The following is a 19,161-nucleotide window of genomic DNA, read 5'->3' as shown; positions in this document are numbered from 1 at the left end:
AAGGCTGCTGCGACCGCGGCTATCGTCGGGCGGAACATGCCATCGCAAACGGAGTCTCAAGGAAATGGCCAAAGTCGCATTCATCGGTCTCGGCGTAATGGGATACCCGATGGCCGGTCATCTCAAGGCCCGCGGCGGGCACGATGTCACGGTCTATAACCGGACCGCCGCCAAGGCGGAGCAATGGGCAGCGGCATTCGGCGGCCGGACCGCGGCAACGCCGGCCGGGGCGGCCAAGGACCAGGATTTCGTCTTCGCCTGCGTCGGCAACGACGACGACCTCCGCTCCGTAACCACGGGAGAGAACGGCGCCTTCGAAACGATGGCACCCGGGTCGGTCTTCATCGACAACACGACGGCATCGGCCGCGGTTGCGCGCGAGCTCTATGCGGCGGCGGCGGCGAAGGGTGCGCATTTCATCGATGCGCCGGTCTCCGGCGGACAGGCCGGAGCGGAAAACGGCGTGCTCACCGTCATGTGCGGGGGCGATGCGGGAGCCTTCGACAAGGCCAAGCCCGTCATCGAAGCCTATGCCCGGATGGTCGGTTTGATGGGCCCCGCCGGCGCCGGCCAACTCACCAAGATGATCAATCAGATCTGTATCGCAGGGCTCGTCCAGGGGCTCGCAGAGGGAATCCATTTCGGCAAGAAAGCAGGGCTCGACATCGAGAAGGTGATCGAGGTCATCTCCAAGGGAGCGGCCGGTTCCTGGCAGATGGAAAATCGCCACAAGACCATGAACGAAGGCAAGTATGACTTCGGCTTCGCGGTCGACTGGATGCGCAAGGATCTGGATATCGTCCTCGCCGAGGCCCGGCACAACGGCGCCAAGCTTCCGGTGACTGCCCTCGTCGACCAGTTCTACGGCGACATCCAGGCGCTCGGCGGCAATCGCTGGGATACGTCTTCCCTGCTGGCCCGCCTCGAAAAATGACGCCTGGTCCGGCGTCGACGGCGGAAGAGATCATCGAACACCTCCGCGCCCTCGGCTCGGACGAAAACATCGCCGGCATGGCGCGCTTCGGCATTGCGACCGAAACCGCCCTGGGGCTTTCGAACGTCCAGCTTCGCCGCGTCGCCCGCATGGTAAAGACCGACCATGCCCGCGCTCGACCTCTGGACTTCCGGCATCCGCGAAGCACGTCTGCTGGCAGCGTTCACCGCGGACCCGAAGGCGCTGACGCTCGCTGAAGCGCGGCAATGGGCGAATGCCTGCAACTCCTGGGAAGTGGTCGATACCGTTGCCGACCTCTTCGTCGCAGCGCGCCTCGAGCAAGTCCTCATTCCTGAATTCGCCGCCGATGAGCGGGAATTCGTCCGCCGCCTGGCCTTCGCGATGATCGCAACAGCCGCCGTGCATCTCAAGAAGGAACCGGATTCGACGCTGCTTGCCTGGCTGCCGCTGATCGAGACTCATGCGGCCGACGAGCGCAACTTCGTGAAGAAGTCGGTCAACTGGGCACTCAGGCAGATCGGCAAGCGCAGCCCCGCCTGCCACGGCCCGGCCCTGGCGCTCGCGCAAAAGCTCGCGGCCAGCACGGACCGCACGGCACGATGGACCGGCAAGGACGCGCTCCGCGAACTGACGAACGGCAAGGTCCGCGAGCGACTGGGGCTTCCCGCATGAAGGTCGCCTACCCGGGCTGGACCCGGGGATAACGACCCGGTCTTCTAATCCTCGCTCGATTTTGCCTGGTCGATGACCATGTAATCGAGCGGCAGCTGCGTCGTATATTTGATCTGCTCCATGGCGAAGGCCGAGGAAACGTCGCGGATCTCGATCTTGGCGATCAGACGCTTGTAGAAGGCATCATAGGCCGCGATATCCGGAACGACCACGCGCAGGAGATAATCCACGTCGCCGCTCATACGATAGAATTCCACCACTTCCGGAAAATCCGCCACGACTTCGGAAAACCGCCGCAGCCACTCCATGGAATGCGAATTGGTGCGCACGGACACGAATACGGTGACCTTGGTGTTGACCTTCACCGGATCGAGAAGCGCGACACGGCGGCGGATCACGCCCTCCTCTTCCATCTTTTGGATGCGCCGCCAGCATGGCGTGGTGGAAAGCCCGACCTTTTTTGCGAGGTCGGCTACGGCCAAGGTCGAGTCTTCCTGCAAAAGCCGCAGGATCTTGCGGTCTAGGCGATCCATGGAAAGTCCTCTCGAATATTTTTCCCTTCATAGCGCGGGATTTATGAAAATAAAGAAAATTGTTTCAGATCGTCAGCGCCTGCACCCGTTCACGCAGGAAGGGCAGCAGCTCGGCCTCGAACCAGGGATGACGCCGGAGCCAGCCGGTATTGCGCCAGCTCGGATGCGGCAGCGGCAATACGGAGATGCCGGAATTGCGTTTCGCGTAGCGTTGCCAGTTGCGCACGGTCTCCGTCATGGATTTCGGACAGTCCGTTCCGAGATGCCAGCGCTGCGCGTAATGGCCGACCGCCAGCACCAGCTCGATCTGCGGCATCGCGTCCATCGCCCTCTGCCGCCACAGCGGCGCACATTCGCTTCTCGGCGGCAGGTCGCTGCCGTGTCTGTCGTAGCCCGGAAAACAGAAACCCATCGGCACGATCGCGAAGTTTCGCTGATCGTAGAATGCCGCCCGGTCCACCGACAGCCATTGCCGCAGCCGATCGCCCGAAGCATCGTTGAAGGGAAGACCGCTTTCATGGACCCGCAGGCCGGGCGCCTGCCCGGCGATCAGAATCCGAGCCGACGCGGAAAGCACCGCCACCGGCCTCGGCTCGTGCGGCAGCCGGTGGCCTTCGCCGCGCGCCGGCTCGTCACGGCACCGGCGACAGACCGAGATCGCCGCCCGCAACGCCTGCAGCTGCTCCTCAGTCACCGCCGATCCTCGCCATGATCGCGCTCGAATGCTCCTGAAGCCATTGGATAATGATCTCCAGCCAGTCACCCGCCCGGTGCGGGGCCTCCTCCGCACCGCCGTTCGAACGCCGCCATTCCTGCGGCCTCACGAAATCGCCTCCCCAGAGACCCAGCCGGCCGGTTCGCGCCGTTTCCTCTTCGTCACGGTAGAGCCCATAGCTGACCGCATGACCGGAGAGGACCATCTCTCTTCCGAGGTCGGCCCCGCCAGCCGCGCAGACACCCAGTTCCCGGCCATAGCGATCGCGGCCATGGAGCCGGCAGACGGTTGTTGTTCCCGCGACGAGAGCAACCAACCGTCGCCGCGCCTGCGCGCCGCAGTCCCACGCGGTTTCCCCGCGTCGGCACATCTGACCGATCTCCGGGGCATCGATGCCTTCGATGCGTATGCGGCGCCCGTCGAGCCGCAGGCTGTCGCCATCGCTCGCCGACGCCGGGCCGCTCAACTCGCCGGTCACGGGGCGTTCCGGCGCGGGCAGCTGCGCGGCTATATAGGCGCCGATACCGAGCAGGACCAGGAAGATCCACCCGCCGGCCATGCCGCCGCTGCCGGACGGCCTTTTTCGCCGGGCAGGAACTCCGGAGCGACCGAAGCCAAAGCGCCTTCCAGCAGAGCCCGGGCCTGCGCCGCTGCCGCCGACAATCCGAAATCTGCGGTTCTGCGACTTCACGCCCAGCGCCTCCTCGTGTTGTTCCTGCCCGCGTTCCGACCTCGAAAACCGCAATCGCGCCACAATGGTTGTCGAATCCTTCATGGGGGCAGCAACTTCTTAAGGATTGCATCCTAGAGTGCAAGCTGAACCCAATCCTGACCAGAAGCATGAGCATCGCCGCCAGCACATCGACCGACAAGATCATCGTGGACAAGTCGCGGAGCCATCGAAACAAGGCTGTTTCGAAGACCGTTCGCGCGACGCGTCAGCGGCTGCAGACCGGCTCCTCGGCACCGTCCGGCTTCGAACGGGAAATGCTCCTGCTCCACATCGAGTCCGTGCTCCACGGCGCGATGGCCCTGCCCCTCCTCGTGATCCTGATCGCGGTCAGCGGCATCTACCTATCGGGCGACCCGCATATTCTCGCCTGGGCCTTGTTGGCGCTTTCGGCGCATGCGGTCACCATCTTTCTCGCGCGAAAGGCCAAGCGCGAGGATGTCGTCACCGAAAAAGTGTCCGTCTGGCGCCGCCGCTTCCTCGCAGGCCAGATGCTGACCGGCCTGTGCTGGGCGATCTTCACGCTCCCGGACTGTGCGTCCTGCGGCGAGATCGCTTCCGGACTCTTCGAGGGAACGGTGCTCTTCATTGCCCTTGCGGTCACCGCCATGGGCACTTTCCTGTTGCGCAACGCCCTCTACTACACGTTTCTGCCGGTCCTGGCCGCGCTCGGCTTCTCCTCACTCAGGACCGGCGACGCGGTCGATATCGGCCTCACGGGCATTCTGGCGCTCTCGCTCGTCTTCCTGGCGTTCATGACCGACAGGATGAACCGCGCCAACGTCCATATTCTCTCGGTACAGTCCGAAAAGGACGATCTCATCGCCGAACTCGAGGTGGCGAAGTCCATGTCGGACGAGGCTCGCCGCCGCGCGGAAGAAGCGAACCTCGCCAAGTCCCGTTTCCTAGCCTCGATGTCGCATGAGCTGCGCACACCGCTCAATGCCATCCTCGGCTTCTCAGAGGTCATGTCGACAGAGGTACTCGGGCCGCTCAGCAACCCGACCTACAAGGAATACACGCTGGACATCCATCGCTCCGGCGAGCACCTCTTGAATCTCATCAACGAAATTCTCGATCTTTCGCGTATCGAAGCCGGCAAGTACGAGCTCAGCGAGGATGCGGTAAACCTGGCAGAGATCGTCGAGGATTGCATCGGCATGGTTCAGCTCCGCGCTCGCGGCAAGAACATAACCATCGGCCATCAGTTCGAACAGGCGATGCCGTCTGTCTGGGCGGACGAGAAGGCCATGCGCCAGGTGACGCTCAACCTTCTTTCGAATGCCGTCAAGTTCACCCCGTCGGGCGGTGAGGTCAGCGTGAAGGTCGGCTGGACCGCCGGCGGCGGACAATATCTTTCGATCAGGGACAACGGCCCCGGCATTCCGGAAGAGGAAATCCCGATCGTCCTTTCCGCCTTCGGCCAGGGTTCGATCGCCATCAAGAGCGCCGAACAGGGTACCGGCCTCGGACTGCCGATCGTCCAGGCGATCCTCGTCAAGCATGGCGGCCAGTTCATCCTGCGCTCGAAACTCCGGGAAGGCACCGAGGCGATCGCCATCCTGCCGCCGCGTCGCGTACTGCATAGCTTGCCCCCGGTCGAGGACGTCCCTTCCCTCACCCGCCGGCGAAGGAGCTTTGCCTGATCATCTGCATGCGGCGCCGCGTTGCTGGTCAGCCCAGGAAGCGAGCGAGAAATATCACGTACAGCGCATAGGCCGCATTGGCGAGAATGAGGCAAAGGCACGCGAAGGAGCCGAGATCCTTTGCGTTCCTGCCCATTTCGGAGATCTCCGGCGAGACGCGGTCGACGATCTCCTCGATCGCGGTGTTGATCGCCTCGAAGGCCATCATCAGCAGAAACAGGATTGCCATCGCGACGTACTGGAACAGGTTCGCGCCGACGATCATGAACGCGACCATCGCGACCGCGAAGGCGATGAGTTCGTGCCTGAATGCCGCCTCGCCGATCAGGCGTTTCGCACCGCCGAAGGAATAGCTGGCCGCGGCGAAAAGATGCCGGATACCACGATGCTTGTGGACCGGCGCGGCGGTGCCGTTGCGGGAGGTAGTGTTCTTGGCGTCCATTTCGTCTCGCGGGTTGGGAGATGGCACAGCTTCGACGTTCCTATTGAGGCGAATCAAAGGCGGCACCAATGCCGCATTGCGAGGCCGCCCGAACCGATGACCCGGCGCTTCCCGGATATGCGAGAAGCCGCCCCGCATCAATAGCTGCACGGCACGAGCATAGCACGCATGACGGCCAATCGACAGCAAGCGCCGGAGCGTGCCCTACTCCTTGTTGCTTACGCCGGCCTGCGCAAAGGTCGCCATGCCGCTGTGGCAGGCAGCCGCCGCCTTGACGATGCCTGCTGCAAGAGCCGCACCCGTGCCTTCGCCAAGCCGCATGCCGAGAGCCAGGAGCGGTGTCTTGCCGAGTTTCTCGATCGCCCGCATGTGACCGGGCTCGCTTGAAACATGGCCGATCAGGCAATGGTCGAGCGCCGCCGGGTTGGCGGCCTTGAGGATCGCCGCGGCCGCGGTCGCGACGTAGCCGTCGATGATGACGGGCACCTTCTGCATCCGCGCGGCGAGAATTGCGCCCGCCATCGCCGCGATCTCGCGGCCGCCAAGCCGCCGCATGACTTCGAGCGGATCGGACAAGTGGTCGCGGTGCAGCGCAACGGCCTTTTCGACAGCAGCGATCTTGCGCATGAGCACCTCGCCTTCCGAACCGGTACCGGGGCCGACCCATTCCTCTGCCGTGCCGCCATAGAGGCCGAGATTGATTGCGGCCGCGATCGTGGTGTTGCCGATGCCCATCTCGCCGATGCACAGCAGATCCGTGCCTCCGGCGATCGCTTCCATGCCGAAAGCCATGGTGGCGGCGCAGTCACGCTCCGAGAGAGCCGGTTCCTCGGTGATATCGCCGGTCGGATAATCGAGCGCCAGATCGAAGACCTTGAGGCCGAGGTCGTGTGCTACGCAGATCTGGTTGATGGCAGCACCGCCGGCGGCGAAGTTCTCGACCATCTGCGCCGTCACCGAAGCCGGAAAGGGCGTCACCCCCTGACGGGTCACGCCGTGATTGCCGGCGAAGATCGCGACAAGCGGCCGGTTGACCGCCGGCGGACGTCCCGTCCAGGCGGCAAGCCAGAAGGCGATTTCCTCGAGGCGCCCGAGAGCGCCGGGCGGCTTCGTCAATTGCCCGTCCCGCTCGCGCGCCGCAACGAGTGCCGCCGTGTCCGGCCCCGGCAGATTGCGCAGTAGTTCGCGGAAATCATCAAACGGCAGGCCGCTGGCGCTCATGGATCATCCTTGCAATGTGAACTCGCTCGGGGCTCGTCATAGAGTGTGAGGCCGCCCGCGGCAACGGCATTTGCGCCAATTGCCGTCGTCTCGCATGATCCCGCGGAACGCCGGGCGATTCGGGATGCGGGAGACGAGATGGCAGATATTCGCGAGCTCTGGGATGACGTCGCACGGTCGGTTGCCTTCTTGAGCCGCATTCCCGTGCCGGATCGATATTTCCACGGCTATGACGGCGGGCTCGGCCGCGCCGTGCGCGCTTTCCCGCTTGCGGCTATCCTCATCACCCTTCCTGCCGCCGCGATAGCGTTCATTCTGGGCGCGCTTCACGCGAGCTCGCTCTTCAGCGCCTTCCTCGTCGTCGCGGTGCAGGCGATGGTCACCGGCGCCCTGCATGAGGACGGCCTTGGGGATACGGCCGATGGTTTCGGCGGCGGGCGCGATCGGGAAAGCGCGCTGGAGATCATGAAGGACAGCCGCATCGGTACCTATGGCGCGGTTGCCCTCATTCTTTCGTTCGGCCTTCGCGTCTCCGCCCTTGCCGCCTTCCTGCCGCTGCTGACGCCGACAGGCGGCGGAATCGCGCTGCTGGCAACCGCTGCGCTGAGCCGCGCCGCGATGGTCTGGCACTGGTCCCGCCTTCCGCCGGCCCGCCGCGGCGGGGTCGCCGCCTCGGCGGGCATTCCCGAGCCGGGGGCGACATCGGTTGCGCTCGGCTCGGGCGTTCTCCTCGCGCTCGTGCTGTTTTTCCTCGCCGGCATCCCGACCGTCGCCGTCCTGCTTTCGTTCGCCGCTTTCGGCCTTGCCGTGCCAGGCTTCACCCGGATCGCCTCACGCAAGCTCGGCGGCCATACCGGCGACACCATCGGCGCAACCCAGCAACTGACGGAGGTCGCCGTTCTGGGCGCTCTTGCACTGGCCATCTGAAAGGCCGATATATTTTCGAACGAAACAGCAGAGCATTGTCCTGATCATGGAATCTCCCTGCATTCTCGTCTGCACGATCGACGATAGGACCGGCTACTGTTTCGGCTGCGGGCGCACACGTCAGGAGATCGGCGCCTGGACGCTCTACACCGACACCGAACGGCACAGCATCATGCAGGCCTTGCCGGCGCGACTGGAAACGGTCGAGCGCAAACCGCGGCGGGAGACGCGCCGGTCGCGCATGGCGCGAGAACGAAACGGCGCATGAGCAGACTGATCATCCTCCTCGCAATACTCGGCATCGGCCTCGTGCTGCTGATCCTCAATCACGATTCCGGCCGAACTTTCGGCATGAACAACGACGACTTCGGGCAGCTCGTTGCCCTCGGCGCTCTGGCAACGCTTTTTGCGGCTGGTATCGTCAGAAGCCGCCGAACACTGGGAGAAGGGCTGACGCAGATCGCGATCTGGCTGCTGATCGCGCTCGTCCTCGTTGCACTCTATGTCTACCGCTTCGAGCTCCAGTCCGTCGGCGACCGGGTACTGGCGGGCCTTATGCCCGGCCGGGCAATGGTCATCACCGACAGCGAGGGTCAGCAGGAGGTGGTGCTGCACAAGCGGATCGACGGCCACTTCGCCGCCGATGCGACGATCAACGGGCGTGAGGTCAGCATGCTTGTGGACACCGGTGCGAGCAGTGTCGTGCTCACCCATGAGGACGCGGCCAGGGCCGGTCTCGAGGTCGCAGATCTCGGCTACACGATCACTGTCATGACCGCGAACGGGCCGGCACTTGCGGCCCCGGTCATCCTGCCGGAGATCGCCATCGGACCGATCCGGCGGACGAATATCCGCGCCATGGTCGCGGCCGAGGGGCGACTCGACAGCAGCCTGCTCGGCATGAGCTTCCTCTCGACCCTCGACTTCCTGCAGATGCGCAGCGACGAGCTTCGGCTCAGGGACTGAGCCCCCAGCAGATCCAGCCTCAGTTACGCAGCTTGTACCCGGTCCGGAATATCCATGTCAGGGCGGACATGCAGAGGGCGAGAAAGACGAGAATAATTGCCGCGCTGGCGAGCGGATTTACGTCGGAGATCTCGAAGAAGCTCCATCGGAAGCCGCTGATCAGATAAAGGACCGGGTTGAAGTGGCTTACTGCCCGCCAGAATGGCGGCAGCATGTCGATCGAATAGAAGCTGCCGCCGAGGAAGACGAGCGGCGGGACCACCAGCATCGGAATGAGGTTGAGCTGCTCGAAATCCTTCGCCCAGATGCCGATCAGGAAACCGAACAGGCTGAAGGTCACCGCCGTCAGAACGAAAAAGAAAAGCATCACGAAGGGATGAGCGATGCTGAGATCGACGAACAGCGAGGCCGTGACAAGAATGATCGTGCCGATCATCATCCCCTTTGTCGCCGCCGCCCCCACATAGCCGAGCACAATCTCCAGCATGGATATCGGTGACGACAGCACCTCATAGATCGTGCCGGTAAACTTCGGGAAATAGATACCGAATGAGCCGTTGCCGATGCACTGCGTCAGAAGCGTCAGCATCATCAACCCGGGCGTGATGAAGGCGCCGTAGGAAATCCCGTCTATTTCCTGGATGCGCCCACCGATGGCGGCGCCGAAAACGATAAAATAGAGCGAGGTGGAGATGACGGGCGACACCACGCTTTGCAGAAGCGTGCGGCGTGTGCGCGCCATTTCGAAGAAATAGATGGATTTCACTGCTTCTATGTTCATCGCCCCGCCTCCACGATCTCAACGAAAATATCCTCGAGCGAACTCTGCCTCGTGGAAATGTCCCGGAGCCTAATGCCCGCCTCGGCCAGGGCTGCGAGCAGCGACGTGATGCCCGTCCGGTCAGCGCTGGTGTCGTATTCATAGATCAGGCGTTCGCCTTCGCCCTCAAGCAACAAATTGTAGGAGGCGAGAGAATCGGGAACCCGCTCCAGAGGTTGGGCCAGATCGACGCGCAGCTGCTTGCGTCCGAGTTTCGTCATCAGCGCGTTCTTGTCCTCGACGAGCAGTATCTCGCCGCTGTTGATCACCGCGATCCGGTCGGCGATCTCCTCCGCTTCCTCGATGTAGTGCGTCGTCAGAATGATCGTCACGCCCGAAGCGCGCAGCCGCTGGACGACCTCCCACATGCTCTTGCGCAGGCTGACGTCGACACCGGCCGTCGGCTCATCGAGGAAAAGGACGCGCGGCTCGTGCGAGAGCGCCTTGGCGATCAGCACGCGCCGCTTCATGCCGCCGGAAAGCTCGCGCAGCGTGCTGTCCTTCTTGTTCCAGAGCGAGAGGTCTTTCAGCACCTTTTCGATATGCGCCGGATCCGGCTTCTTGCCGTGAAGCCCGCGCGAGAAGGAAACGGTGTTCCACACGGTCTCGAAAGCATCGGTGGTCAGTTCCTGCGGCACCAGGCCTATCATCGCCCGCGTCTGGCGGAAGTCGCGCACGACGTCGTTGCCGCCGACGGTAACCTTGCCGCCCGTCGCATTGACGATACCGCAGACGATCGAGATGAGCGTCGTCTTGCCGGCGCCGTTCGGACCGAGGAGGGCAAGAATTTCGCCCTCCTCGATGTCGAGGCTGACGCCTTTCAGAGCCTGGAACCCCGAGGCATAGGTCTTCGACAGATTGGAGACGGAAACGATTGGCGCCATGAAACAGATCCGGGGAAGAGGTGCAAAGTCGGCAGGGTGCTGCTCTATATGGGCCGATTCACATGGATTTGCAGCCCATCCAAGCCAAATTTGCGTTGACACTCCGTCAAATCAGTCGCTTCAGCGGCAGAATATCTGATAGAGCGCCATTACCAGCCTTACGGCCTTCTCCTCGGCGAGCCGGTAAAAGATCTGTTTGGCGTCGCGTCGTGTTGCGACGATACCAGCCTCACGCAACACGGTCAGCTGTTGCGACAAGGACGGTTGGCGGATGCCGAGCATCTCTTCCAGCTGACCGACCGAGTGCTCGCCTTCGATGAGCGTGCACAGGATCATCAGCCGGTTCTGGTTCGCCGCCGCCTTGAGCAGCGCCGCAGCTTCGTCTGCCCTTTCGGTCATGCAAGGGCGTATATTCCGGAATTTGGTCACCGTTCCCATGGTCAGGCCCTCAGCCCCACGCTGCTCCCTTGAGCGCGTTGAACTTCAGGTAACGGGCGCCATCGGCCTCCGGTTCCGGCAGACGGCCGCCGCGGTCCGTACGCTCGCGGCACTGGCGCAACTGGTCCTCGACGGAGGCGTTACGCTGGTTCTCGGAGCAGGCGTAACGGGCAATGCGGAGCGTGACGGAGGCCTTTCTGATCGGTTATTCGCTCTGCGCGGCGTCCAGAGCGTCGATGATGGTCTTGAACGGCAGGATCAGGCTGAGCGGGCTGCTGTCAAGCAGTGGCATTGCGCCGAAACGCTCGTACCAGCGCGCCGCCTTTTCATCCTTGGCGTCGATAGCCAGCGCCACCCCGCCGACCTGCGCGGCCACGGCCAGCGCCCGCGCGCCCGCTGCCAGCAACAGATCGCCGCCAAGCCCCTGACCCTGCAATGGCAGCGCTACGGCCAGACGGGCAAGCCGGTAAACGGCGACCTCGTAGCGCCCCAGCCTTTTGGTCAGGAAATCGGGGACCTTTGCGAAGGCAATCGAGGCAGGGCTGATGGAATAGTAGCCGAGGATGCTTTCGGGCGCGGACGGAGCCACCGCCACGAAGGTCTTGGAGCCGCCGCCCTCATGGTTCTGGCGGGCATGTCGGCGCAGATATTCGTTCAGTTCCGGCGTGCCGCAATCGAACGCCTTGCGGTCATGGTTGCGTCCGATGGGCTCTTCGCGCCAGTCAAGCACTCTTCCCGCCTCGGGCAATGCGGCGGCGTGCTGCGGCAAGCAGAGCCGGCGTCGGAGCGGGCGGGTTTTCCAGAAGGTCGAGCAGGCGCAAGGAGTCCCGCTCCGAGAGCGAGATGCGTTCGGCGTTCTCGACCACATCGAGGGCGGCGGGCAGAACAGCGCGCATGATGAAGCTGGTCACGTCCAGCCGCTCATGGGCGGCGGCGGCGGTGAGAAGCCGTTTTTCCTCGCGCGTGGTGCGCAATTCGATGCGGTCGTCACGGTTGGGAAGCGTCTGGGCCATATCGATCTCCGTTACGTACGGACGATACCCGTACCACTAAAGAAAATCAAGATGGTTACTTCTCGTCGTCGGATTCGGCGCGGGTCATTGGCGGCACGCATGGCCTTCTCGAAGTCCTCACGCGCCACGCGCCTGCCGATCAGGCGGGGATGGACAGCACCACCGCGAGCCGCGCGGCGACGTCGGTTTCGTTGCCGGCATCTCCATCAGTTGGGCGATTGTCATTAGCCGGCCTCTCTTTGTCGGGGCGCTTTCCGTCCGGCCACTCCGAGGGAACGAGGCTGATTTGCTTGTTGCTGTTCCTGCGATGCTCACTGAACGCCGCGGTGATCGCGCGAAGTGTTTCGCGCGTTTTGGGGTCAGTCAGGGACGAGTGCAGAACGATGGACAATGACGGAATTGACGGCAGGTTGAGCATCTGGCTAACCTCGATCATGTCCGCAGTTGCCAGCCGACAAGGGAATGCAGCAACCGCAAGACCGGCGGACAATGCTGCCGTCACCGCCGAGGTGCCGCCAACGAATACCTCGGTCCACCGAATCGAAGCGGCATCGAGCAAGCGTGTCGCCACTTCTCGAACCGTACAGCACGAAGGATGACTTGCGATCCGCAACGGCTCGCCAGTGTGATGCTCGAAATCCGATGACGCGAACCACCCGAAATGCTCGGGGCCGAGCACTTCTCCGTCCCGCCGGTCGTCGTCGCTGCGCACGATCACGGCGTCCAGCGTTCCGTCCTCATAGGCGTCCAGCAGTGCGCGCGAATTATCGACCAAGACCTCGACCGCTAGGCACGGACACGGCCCGCGACGCGCTGGCGCATGGCATCGGCTGGGTCACTCTCTATGGCGCAGTCTCGGCTTGGAGCCTCGCGCTGATGAGCTTCCTTGTCTTCGGAGGCAAGAAGGCGATGCAGGCGGAAGCCTTGTCGCGTTGAACTCAGATGAACGCCATAGGCACGGAAGGAACAAAGATGACCGGGATCATAGGCGCGGGTCGAATGGCACAGGCCGTTGGATCGATTGCGGTGAAAGCCGGTCATCAGGTCATGTTGAGCAATTCCAGACGACCGAAACGATCCGGCGTATCGGCCATCGGTTGCGAGGTCGGGACGGTGGATGACGTTGCCGCGTTCGGTGAAATGCTTATCGCGCCGATCCATCTGCAATTGTTGTCGGCCAATCCGGCAACGCCGCTAAAGAAAAAGGCTGCGCTGAACCCGCAGAACTCCTTCCCGCATCTTGGTCCAGTGCCGGAACTGGACAGCGTTGAGTTTGCGACCGCCAAGGTGCTGCCAAGGCTCCTTCCGGGTTCCAAGTGGTGAAAGCATTCAAATCTATTCTGGTAGAGGATGTCGTTCCAAGCAAGACGCGCTGCAGGCGTGGCCACCTCCAATGATAAGTATACGGTTAAATATAATATGTATCGTTATTTAGCTACGATGTAGCGTCGAGCTGGCCGATATCCGCCGCATAGAGAAAATCTACCGCACAGCGTCGCCAGAGGCTAATACCGAATCCGGTCTGTCGAGCAGGGGCGCTTTCAGGCCGCGCCTAGTCGCAATGCCGGTAGGCGGATTTGCGCGTCCTCAGATCGAAGTGGAAATGGTCTTTGTGGAAAGGATCGCTGCCGGGGCCGAGCACGGTGTTGAAATACTTGCAGCTATCGGTGCGCACGGCCTTCAAGAGCCCTCTTTCGCGGAAAGCGAAGAGACCTTTCCTGCGTACATCGATTTCCTTGCCGTTTTTCAGCACGAACTTGCCGACGTCTATCGCGTTGCCGCGCGCATGTTCCGACATGGGATTGCCGCGCCGGGAGTTCATCGTCCGGCAGGAATAGCCGCCGAGCGGCTTGATCGTCTTGACGCCCGACCAGTAACGGTAGCGCGACGATGGCGCGAGCTCATACTTCACCCATTTGGCGAAGGCTTCCGTCACCTGGCAATTGAGCTTCACCGCGGGCTTGACGCCGATATTGCCGGAAAGGCCGCTGAGTTCGATCGGGTAGTCGATGCCACAGGACGGTCCGTTATGGACTCGCGGAACGTCGCGGAAGACGACCCCGAGCTTCTTCAACCGCTGCCTGCACGCGACCTCCGAGCCCGGCATTTCGCCGGTATATTCCGGCGTCGACACCGGGCTGCGGGCGCGCGGTATGAAAGCGACCTGCTGCGGCTGCTCGGTGCGCGTCGCCCGCTGCGGCTGGAGTACATGCGTTCGATTCGCTTCCTCGGCCGCGCTCTGCGCGGGCGCAAGGGGCGGCAGGTCGGGATCATAGCCGGGATTCGCCTCAGCCACCGGTACCGGCTGCGGCGCTCCGGCAAGCTGGCGCACATCGCTGTCGCCGATACCGGCCACGACCGGCTGCGTCGTATTCCCCTCGGCGATTTCACCGGCCTGCTCCTGCGCCAGGCCGACGACCGGTTCGACGCCGAGCATGGCGTCCATGTTCACCCCCTCGGGCGGAACCGTCATCGATCCGGCCGCGGCGACCTGGCCCTGCGGCGCAACGGCCGCATTATCGGAAACCGGGGCAACCGAGGTCTGGCTGGCCATGGCGACCGGCTCTGACGACGGATAGGCAGCGACTTCCTGCTCCGGCATGGCTGCAGGCGCCGGCCTGATCGCGCCGACACGAGAGCTCCCGTCGATCCTGGCCGGTGGCGCAAGCACGTCGGTCGTGCAGGCAACGAGTGGAATGGACAACAGCAGCGCCGCCAATGGACGATGAAGAAGAGAAACATACGCCATACTGATTGCCGCCTTCATCCATGACAAAGCTTCGGCCTTGTCCGTGCGCCGCCTGCCCACAGCCGAGAATGAACGTGCGGAATGTCGCCAAACGGGCGCTCGGTCGAGAAAGTCGGCTTTGCAAGGCAATTTAAGCAAACGTGGTAAACGAAGCCTTGCCGGCGGCACGCCAAATCAGGCGAGCGGGCACAAAAGAAAAGGCCCGCATCCTTACGAATGCGGGCCTTTTCAACGTCGGTTTTCGTCCGGTTAACGGCATTCCCCGGGATGAGCCACGCGGAACCCGTCCGCCCGTGCCTCGCAGGCATTCGGGAATGTTCTTGATCGTCCGTTGCGCTCGCCGCAGACCGGCGCGAATTCCCGGGTGCAGAATTGCGGCTGCTGCGGGCGATCATCCTCGCGGCGGCATTCGCCGGGTGCGACGACGCGAAAACCCTCGGCGCGCGCCACGCATGAATTGGGGAAGGTCTGCCTTCTCGGGCCGCGCTGACCGCACACCGGCGAAAACTCGCGCGTGCAGGCCTGTTCTTCCGGCGGACGGGATGCCGGGCGGCATTCGCCGCGATGAACGACACGGAAGCCGTCGGCGCGTGCCTGGCAGGCATTGGGGAAGGTCCGCATGCGATTGCCGCGCTCGCCGCAGACCGGCGCGAATTCCATCGTGCACATTTGCGGGCCTGGCGGGCGGATCGGCCCCGGACCGGGGCGCGGTTCGTCGACGACCACGGTACAGGCAGAAAGGAAGCCGGCGGCGGCCAGGAAGATGGCGGCAGACTTCATGATGAAACGCTTGAAAGGCAACACAGGTCTCCCCCTTGACTGGCATCTCGGATGCGGCCGGATCGGCGCGCGATAGCGACCGTCCTTCCGTCGCACCATCTCGCCTGTCTTGCGGCCACGCGTCAACTCCCGCGAGATGCGCCATCCACTCACCACCGACAGGAGCAGGCTCACCCGCCCGAGCGACGCAGGTTTAACGAAGAGGCCCACGTCCTTCCGAACGCAGGCCTTGTCGCCGCTACGCTTGCTGTTATCGTTTACGCTGCCCTGCCATAGGCCGGCTGCGCGCCCCGTTCCTCGAGCCTGAACTGTTCGAGCAGCGCCTTCAGCTCACGACTTTCCTGCGCCAGTGTCTGGCTTGCCGCGGTCGTCTCCTCGACCATTGCCGCGTTCTGCTGCGTCATCTGGTCCATGCTGTTGACGGCCGTGTTGACCTCCTGCAGTCCGGTCGCCTGTTCCCGAGCAGCGGTCGCAATCGCGGCCACCTGCTCGTTGACACGGTTGACCAGAGCATCGATCTCCATCAGCGCATCACCCGTCGAGCGGACGAGTTCGACGCCGGCACCGACTTCCTTCACCGAGGTGCCTATCAGCGCCTTGATTTCCTTTGCCGCGCCGGCCGAGCGTTGCGCGAGTTCGCGGACCTCCTGGGCAACGACGGCGAAACCGCGGCCGGCCTCCCCTGCCCGCGCCGCCTCGACGCCTGCATTCAGCGCCAGCAGGTTCGTCTGGAAGGCGATCTCGTCGATCACGCCGATGATCTGGCTGATCCGGCTCGATGAGGCTTCGATCCGCCCCATGGCATCGATCGCGTTGCGCACGATATCACCGGATTTTGCGGCGCTCGCCTTCGTCTCGTCGACCATGTCGCGCGCCTCGAGGGCACGACCCGACGCATGACGTACGGTGGAGGTGATCTCGTCAAGAGCCGCGGCTGTCTCTTCAAGAGCCGCCGCCTGCTGTTCGGTCCGGCGCGACAGGTTGTTGGCCGCCTCTGATATATCGGCGGCACTGCCATGGACGATTTCGGTGGATCGGGAAATGGCGCCGATGACGTCGCGAAGCGCGGCGACCGCCGTGTTGAAGTCGTCCTTGAGCTTGGCATATTCCGGCGCGATCCGGGCGACCGCGGCGGTGAGGTCGCCGTTTGCCAGCCGCTCGAGCGCGGCGCCGAGCGTCTCCATCGCCTCGGCCTGGGTTGCGGCAGTCGTACGCTGGCGCTCCTCGTGGCCGCGCCGTTCTGCGTCGAGGCGGTCCTGCTGCTCCGCCTCGCGCGATCGCAGTTCGAGGCGCTCCCTGACGGAGTCGCGCAGGACGACGAGCACCTTCGCCATCTGCCCGATCTCGTCGGCGCGATCGGTTTCCGGAACATCCGAGGAAAGGTCCTCGTCTGCGATCGCCCGCATCGAGACCTTCAGCTTTTCGATGGGCCGAACGACGCTGCGCACGATCGCCAAGGCCGCCATGAGGATCGCGAGCGCTGCCGCGACCAGAATGCCGGCCATCTGCCAGGCGCGCTCGCGGAACATGGCGGCGAGATCGTCTGCATAAACACCGGTGCCGACCACCCATCCCCAGGGCTCGAAACCGGCCACATGCGAATATTTCAGCACGGGCTCGTCGGCGCCGGGCTTCGGCCAGTAATAATCGACGAAGCCCTTGCCGTGCGCCTGCACCGTCTTGACGAATTCCACGAACAGGAACTTGCCGTTCGGGTCCTTGTTCTGCGTCAGGTCGGCGCCGTCGAGTTCGGGCTTGATCGGATGCATCACCATCTTCGGATGCATATCGTTCACCCAGAAATAGCCGCTGTCCTGATAGCGCATCGCCCGGATCGCCTCCAGAGCGCAGCCCTGCGCCTCCTCGCGCGTGAGCGTTCCGGCCTTTTCCTGGGCGTGATAGGCGTCGAACACCGTGATCGCGTTCTCGTTCATCGCCGCGAGCATGGCCTTGCGCTCGGCAACCAGCTTGTCCTGCGCCTGGATCAGTCCGAAGGTCAGCGCCGCCGCCATCGTCAAAAGCGCAAACGCGACCAGCGCGTAAAGACGCGCTGAAATCCGAATTCTTCTCATCCCCTGCCTCCATTTCGAGGCATGCAGAATATGAGCGGTTATTTGCAAAGCTCCTAACAAACACTCACTAGATTTGAGGGTGATCAAATTAACGATAAAACCGTCACGCGTGCCGCCTTTGCTTCTTCAGCGTGGAATTGTTCCGGCGCCTCTTTGCTCGCCTGACGGCAGTGCGTTAAACCTTGTTCGTCAACAGGGAGACAGGCCGAATGAACGCAGCAAGCAAGCCGAATGGCGAACTGACCTTGCGCACGCTCGCAATGCCCGGCGACGCCAATGCCGCCGGCGACATCTTCGGCGGCTGGGTCATGGCGCAGATGGACCTTTCCTGCGGTATCCGGGCCGCCGAGCGCGCCAGGGGCCGCGTCGTGACTGCGGCGGTAAAGGAAATGGCCTTCGCCATGCCGGTGAAGATCGGCGACACACTCTGCATCTATACCGACATCGTCACGGTCGGGCGGACGTCGATGACGCTCAAGGTCGAGGCATGGGCGCAGCGTTACCTCTCGCATGTCATGGAAAAGGTCACCGACGCGATCTTCGTGATGGTGGCGCTCGACTCGACCGGCAAGCCGACGCCGGTTCCGTCCGAGCAATAGGGGCCGCATTCATGGAGCAGGTGCAGCCCGATCCGGCGATCTTTTCGCACATACGCGTCGTCATGGGCATGGTGATCAGCCTCTCGCTTGCGCGGCTCCTCAGCGGTGTCGCGCTTTTCGTGCAGCACCCGGGCAAGACGAAGGTCTACTGGATACACCTCGGCTGGGTGCTGTTCATGTTCGTCTTCCTCGTCCATTTCTGGTGGTGGGAGTATCACCTGCACTCGCTGGCGGTGATCGACGTCAGCGTCTACCTGTTCGTCATCCTCTATAGCTGCGTCTTCTTCCTCCTCTGCGTCTTCCTCTTCCCGACGACGCTCGACGAATACAGCGGCTACGAACATTATTTCATGTCCAGGCGCGCCTGGTTCTTCGGCTTCCTCGCCATCGCATTCGCAGTCGACCTCATCGACACGGCCTTGAAGGGCAAGGCCTATTTCCAGTCCTTCGGGATCGAATATCCGCTGCGCAACGCGGCCTATATCGCGCTCTGCATCATCGCGGCGGTCACGCCCGACCGGCGCTTCCATGCGTCTTTTCTGGTGGGCGCGGTTCTTTACCAGCTCACATGGATGTATCGCGCCTTCGACCTTCTCGATTGACAGGGGCAAACGCCCCTCGTGGCGACGTCTCACCCCTTGAAGATGAACGACGCCCCGAGCGCGATCAGCGCGAAGCCGATGAGCTGATGCCAGCCGATCGGTTCCTTCAGCCAGAAAATCGAGAAGAGGACGAAAATGGTAAGCGTGATCACCTCCTGCATCGTCTTCAGCTGCGCCGCCGAATAGACCGAATGTCCAATGCGGTTCGCCGGCACGGCCAGCCAATATTCGAAGAAGGCGATCCCCCAGCTTGCGACGATGACGATGTAGAGCGGCGACGAAGTGAACTTCAGGTGGCCGTACCAGGCGAAGGTCATGAAGACATTGGAGAGGAGCAGCAGGATGACCGGCCAGACATAGGCAGGATTGATGGCAAATGGCATGGAAACCTCGGGAA

Annotated in this window: 24 protein-coding genes and 1 pseudogene; 10 read left to right on the top strand and 15 right to left on the bottom strand. The window is 63.1% G+C overall.

Annotation, left to right across the window (positions count from 1 at the left end):
• Positions 1-64: 64 nt before the first annotated feature.
• Together JOH52_RS15025 and JOH52_RS15020 are read left to right on the top strand one after the other, a co-directional pair.
• The gene (locus JOH52_RS15025) at positions 65-934 is read left to right on the top strand and encodes an NAD(P)-dependent oxidoreductase (RefSeq protein WP_010969533.1); all 870 of its coding nucleotides are present in this window, start codon (positions 65-67) and stop codon (positions 932-934) included.
• Positions 931-1,627, top strand: a pseudogene (locus tag JOH52_RS15020) (DNA alkylation repair protein). The gene JOH52_RS15025 and the pseudogene JOH52_RS15020 overlap by 4 nt, the downstream one beginning before the upstream one ends.
• 44 nt (positions 1,628-1,671) lie before the next feature.
• Here the strand turns inward: JOH52_RS15020 and JOH52_RS15015 are convergent.
• From JOH52_RS15015 to JOH52_RS15005, 3 genes are all read right to left on the bottom strand, one after another.
• Positions 1,672-2,160 carry an Lrp/AsnC family transcriptional regulator gene (locus JOH52_RS15015; RefSeq protein ID WP_003535303.1) on the bottom strand — a complete coding sequence of 163 codons (489 nt, stop codon included), beginning with the start codon at positions 2,158-2,160 and terminating at the stop codon, positions 1,672-1,674.
• A 64-nt stretch (positions 2,161-2,224) separates the two neighbouring features.
• On the bottom strand, positions 2,225-2,854 hold the full coding sequence (locus JOH52_RS15010; RefSeq protein WP_010969535.1) for a uracil-DNA glycosylase family protein: 630 nt from the start codon (positions 2,852-2,854) through the stop codon (positions 2,225-2,227).
• Positions 2,847-3,566, bottom strand: coding sequence for a thermonuclease family protein (locus JOH52_RS15005; protein WP_013844517.1), 720 nt, complete (start codon positions 3,564-3,566; stop codon positions 2,847-2,849). Before JOH52_RS15005 ends, JOH52_RS15010 begins: the two co-directional genes overlap by 8 nt.
• A 149-nt stretch (positions 3,567-3,715) precedes the next feature.
• On the opposite strand from JOH52_RS15005, the gene JOH52_RS15000 reads away from it, so the two are divergent.
• Positions 3,716-5,251, top strand: coding sequence for a sensor histidine kinase (locus JOH52_RS15000; protein WP_107010505.1), 1,536 nt, complete (start codon positions 3,716-3,718; stop codon positions 5,249-5,251).
• 28 nt (positions 5,252-5,279) lie between these two features.
• Here the strand turns inward: JOH52_RS15000 and JOH52_RS14995 are convergent, their stop codons facing one another.
• Both JOH52_RS14995 and cobT read right to left on the bottom strand, forming a co-directional pair.
• Complete coding sequence (locus tag JOH52_RS14995; RefSeq protein ID WP_010969538.1) at positions 5,280-5,693, bottom strand: diacylglycerol kinase; 414 nt, start codon at positions 5,691-5,693, stop codon at positions 5,280-5,282.
• Positions 5,694-5,897: 204 nt separating this feature from the next.
• Positions 5,898-6,914 carry a nicotinate-nucleotide--dimethylbenzimidazole phosphoribosyltransferase gene (cobT, locus tag JOH52_RS14990; RefSeq protein WP_003535313.1) on the bottom strand — a complete coding sequence of 339 codons (1,017 nt, stop codon included), beginning with the start codon at positions 6,912-6,914 and terminating at the stop codon, positions 5,898-5,900.
• Between the two features lie 138 nt (positions 6,915-7,052).
• Between cobT and JOH52_RS14985 the strand changes: the two genes are divergently transcribed.
• From JOH52_RS14985 to JOH52_RS14975, 3 genes are read left to right on the top strand one after another with little or no spacing between them, the layout of a single operon-like run.
• The gene (locus JOH52_RS14985) at positions 7,053-7,841 is read left to right on the top strand and encodes an adenosylcobinamide-GDP ribazoletransferase (protein ID WP_013844518.1); all 789 of its coding nucleotides are present in this window, start codon (positions 7,053-7,055) and stop codon (positions 7,839-7,841) included.
• A gap of 46 nt (positions 7,842-7,887) precedes the next feature.
• On the top strand, positions 7,888-8,109 hold the full coding sequence (locus JOH52_RS14980) for a DUF1289 domain-containing protein (protein ID WP_003535317.1): 222 nt from the start codon (positions 7,888-7,890) through the stop codon (positions 8,107-8,109).
• Positions 8,106-8,807, top strand: coding sequence for a TIGR02281 family clan AA aspartic protease (locus JOH52_RS14975; RefSeq protein ID WP_010969540.1), 702 nt, complete (start codon positions 8,106-8,108; stop codon positions 8,805-8,807). The genes JOH52_RS14980 and JOH52_RS14975 overlap by 4 nt, the downstream gene beginning before the upstream one ends.
• 19 nt (positions 8,808-8,826) lie before the next feature.
• Here JOH52_RS14975 and JOH52_RS14970 read toward each other — a convergent pair whose 3' ends face one another.
• The 6 genes from JOH52_RS14970 to JOH52_RS14945 all read right to left on the bottom strand — a co-directional run bounded on the left by JOH52_RS14970 (position 8,827) and on the right by JOH52_RS14945 (position 12,737).
• A complete protein-coding gene (locus JOH52_RS14970; protein ID WP_003535321.1) occupies positions 8,827-9,588 on the bottom strand; it encodes an ABC transporter permease in 762 nt (253 codons plus the stop codon).
• A complete protein-coding gene (locus JOH52_RS14965) occupies positions 9,585-10,511 on the bottom strand; it encodes an ABC transporter ATP-binding protein (protein WP_003535323.1) in 927 nt (308 codons plus the stop codon). Before JOH52_RS14965 ends, JOH52_RS14970 begins: the two co-directional genes overlap by 4 nt.
• A 120-nt stretch (positions 10,512-10,631) precedes the next feature.
• Entirely contained in the window at positions 10,632-10,949 is a 318-nt protein-coding gene (locus JOH52_RS14960; protein ID WP_010969541.1) for an ArsR/SmtB family transcription factor, read from the bottom strand.
• 205 nt (positions 10,950-11,154) lie between these two features.
• Complete coding sequence (locus JOH52_RS14955) at positions 11,155-11,679, bottom strand: acetyltransferase (protein ID WP_010969542.1); 525 nt, start codon at positions 11,677-11,679, stop codon at positions 11,155-11,157.
• Positions 11,672-11,962, bottom strand: coding sequence for a type II toxin -antitoxin system TacA 1-like antitoxin (locus JOH52_RS14950; protein WP_010969543.1), 291 nt, complete (start codon positions 11,960-11,962; stop codon positions 11,672-11,674). Before JOH52_RS14950 ends, JOH52_RS14955 begins: the two co-directional genes overlap by 8 nt.
• A 139-nt stretch (positions 11,963-12,101) precedes the next feature.
• A complete protein-coding gene (locus JOH52_RS14945; protein WP_010969544.1) occupies positions 12,102-12,737 on the bottom strand; it encodes a LysR substrate-binding domain-containing protein in 636 nt (211 codons plus the stop codon).
• Between JOH52_RS14945 and JOH52_RS14940 the strand changes: the two genes are divergently transcribed.
• Both JOH52_RS14940 and JOH52_RS14935 read left to right on the top strand, forming a co-directional pair.
• Complete coding sequence (locus tag JOH52_RS14940; protein WP_014529448.1) at positions 12,716-12,898, top strand: hypothetical protein; 183 nt, start codon at positions 12,716-12,718, stop codon at positions 12,896-12,898. The genes JOH52_RS14945 and JOH52_RS14940 overlap by 22 nt on opposite strands.
• Before the next feature lie 6 nt (positions 12,899-12,904).
• Positions 12,905-13,285 carry an NAD(P)-binding domain-containing protein gene (locus JOH52_RS14935; protein WP_017263222.1) on the top strand — a complete coding sequence of 127 codons (381 nt, stop codon included), beginning with the start codon at positions 12,905-12,907 and terminating at the stop codon, positions 13,283-13,285.
• Between the two features lie 229 nt (positions 13,286-13,514).
• Here the strand turns inward: JOH52_RS14935 and JOH52_RS14930 are convergent, their stop codons facing one another.
• From JOH52_RS14930 to JOH52_RS14920, 3 genes are all read right to left on the bottom strand, one after another.
• Positions 13,515-14,711, bottom strand: coding sequence for an extensin-like domain-containing protein (locus tag JOH52_RS14930; RefSeq protein ID WP_017266299.1), 1,197 nt, complete (start codon positions 14,709-14,711; stop codon positions 13,515-13,517).
• A 249-nt stretch (positions 14,712-14,960) separates the two neighbouring features.
• Positions 14,961-15,515, bottom strand: a complete 555-nt coding sequence (locus tag JOH52_RS14925) for a Kazal-type serine protease inhibitor domain-containing protein (protein ID WP_010969547.1) — start codon at positions 15,513-15,515, stop codon at positions 14,961-14,963.
• Positions 15,516-15,748: 233 nt separating this feature from the next.
• Positions 15,749-17,563 carry a methyl-accepting chemotaxis protein gene (locus JOH52_RS14920; protein ID WP_010969548.1) on the bottom strand — a complete coding sequence of 605 codons (1,815 nt, stop codon included), beginning with the start codon at positions 17,561-17,563 and terminating at the stop codon, positions 15,749-15,751.
• A 209-nt stretch (positions 17,564-17,772) separates the two neighbouring features.
• On the opposite strand from JOH52_RS14920, the gene JOH52_RS14915 reads away from it, so the two are divergent.
• Positions 17,773-18,162 (top strand): acyl-CoA thioesterase, encoded by a 390-nt coding sequence (locus JOH52_RS14915; RefSeq protein ID WP_003535335.1) that lies wholly within the window; start codon positions 17,773-17,775, stop codon positions 18,160-18,162.
• 11 nt (positions 18,163-18,173) lie between these two features.
• Complete coding sequence (locus JOH52_RS14910) at positions 18,174-18,764, top strand: hypothetical protein (protein ID WP_010969549.1); 591 nt, start codon at positions 18,174-18,176, stop codon at positions 18,762-18,764.
• Between the two features lie 29 nt (positions 18,765-18,793).
• Here the strand turns inward: JOH52_RS14910 and JOH52_RS14905 are convergent, their stop codons facing one another.
• Positions 18,794-19,147 (bottom strand): DMT family protein, encoded by a 354-nt coding sequence (locus JOH52_RS14905; RefSeq protein ID WP_003535339.1) that lies wholly within the window; start codon positions 19,145-19,147, stop codon positions 18,794-18,796.
• Between the last annotated feature and the right edge of the window lie 14 nt (positions 19,148-19,161).

The sequence above is a fragment of the Sinorhizobium meliloti genome (assembly GCF_017876815.1).
Lineage (GTDB): Bacteria > Pseudomonadota > Alphaproteobacteria > Rhizobiales > Rhizobiaceae > Sinorhizobium > Sinorhizobium meliloti.
Note: the sequence above shows the minus strand (reverse complement) of the source record. Positions and strands in the feature narration are given on the sequence as shown.

Excerpts from the sequence above, each read along its gene's own strand:
- JOH52_RS14915 (WP_003535335.1), top strand. The coding sequence starts at position 17,773 with ATGAACGCAGCAAGCAAGCCGAATGGCGAACTGACCTTGCGCACGCTC.
- JOH52_RS14910 (WP_010969549.1), top strand. The coding sequence starts at position 18,174 with ATGGAGCAGGTGCAGCCCGATCCGGCGATCTTTTCGCACATACGCGTC.
- JOH52_RS14930 (WP_017266299.1), bottom strand. The coding sequence starts at position 14,711 with ATGGCGTATGTTTCTCTTCTTCATCGTCCATTGGCGGCGCTGCTGTTG.
- cobT (WP_003535313.1), bottom strand. The coding sequence starts at position 6,914 with ATGAGCGCCAGCGGCCTGCCGTTTGATGATTTCCGCGAACTACTGCGC.
- JOH52_RS14935 (WP_017263222.1), top strand. The coding sequence starts at position 12,905 with ATGAACGCCATAGGCACGGAAGGAACAAAGATGACCGGGATCATAGGC.
- JOH52_RS14970 (WP_003535321.1), bottom strand. The coding sequence starts at position 9,588 with ATGAACATAGAAGCAGTGAAATCCATCTATTTCTTCGAAATGGCGCGC.
- JOH52_RS14995 (WP_010969538.1), bottom strand. The coding sequence starts at position 5,693 with ATGGACGCCAAGAACACTACCTCCCGCAACGGCACCGCCGCGCCGGTC.
- JOH52_RS15000 (WP_107010505.1), top strand. The coding sequence starts at position 3,716 with ATGAGCATCGCCGCCAGCACATCGACCGACAAGATCATCGTGGACAAG.
- JOH52_RS15025 (WP_010969533.1), top strand. The coding sequence starts at position 65 with ATGGCCAAAGTCGCATTCATCGGTCTCGGCGTAATGGGATACCCGATG.
- JOH52_RS14985 (WP_013844518.1), top strand. The coding sequence starts at position 7,053 with ATGGCAGATATTCGCGAGCTCTGGGATGACGTCGCACGGTCGGTTGCC.
- JOH52_RS14920 (WP_010969548.1), bottom strand. The coding sequence starts at position 17,563 with ATGAGAAGAATTCGGATTTCAGCGCGTCTTTACGCGCTGGTCGCGTTT.
- JOH52_RS14905 (WP_003535339.1), bottom strand. The coding sequence starts at position 19,147 with ATGCCATTTGCCATCAATCCTGCCTATGTCTGGCCGGTCATCCTGCTG.
- JOH52_RS14965 (WP_003535323.1), bottom strand. The coding sequence starts at position 10,511 with ATGGCGCCAATCGTTTCCGTCTCCAATCTGTCGAAGACCTATGCCTCG.
- JOH52_RS15015 (WP_003535303.1), bottom strand. The coding sequence starts at position 2,160 with ATGGATCGCCTAGACCGCAAGATCCTGCGGCTTTTGCAGGAAGACTCG.
- JOH52_RS14950 (WP_010969543.1), bottom strand. The coding sequence starts at position 11,962 with ATGGCCCAGACGCTTCCCAACCGTGACGACCGCATCGAATTGCGCACC.
- JOH52_RS14975 (WP_010969540.1), top strand. The coding sequence starts at position 8,106 with ATGAGCAGACTGATCATCCTCCTCGCAATACTCGGCATCGGCCTCGTG.
- JOH52_RS14960 (WP_010969541.1), bottom strand. The coding sequence starts at position 10,949 with ATGGGAACGGTGACCAAATTCCGGAATATACGCCCTTGCATGACCGAA.
- JOH52_RS14980 (WP_003535317.1), top strand. The coding sequence starts at position 7,888 with ATGGAATCTCCCTGCATTCTCGTCTGCACGATCGACGATAGGACCGGC.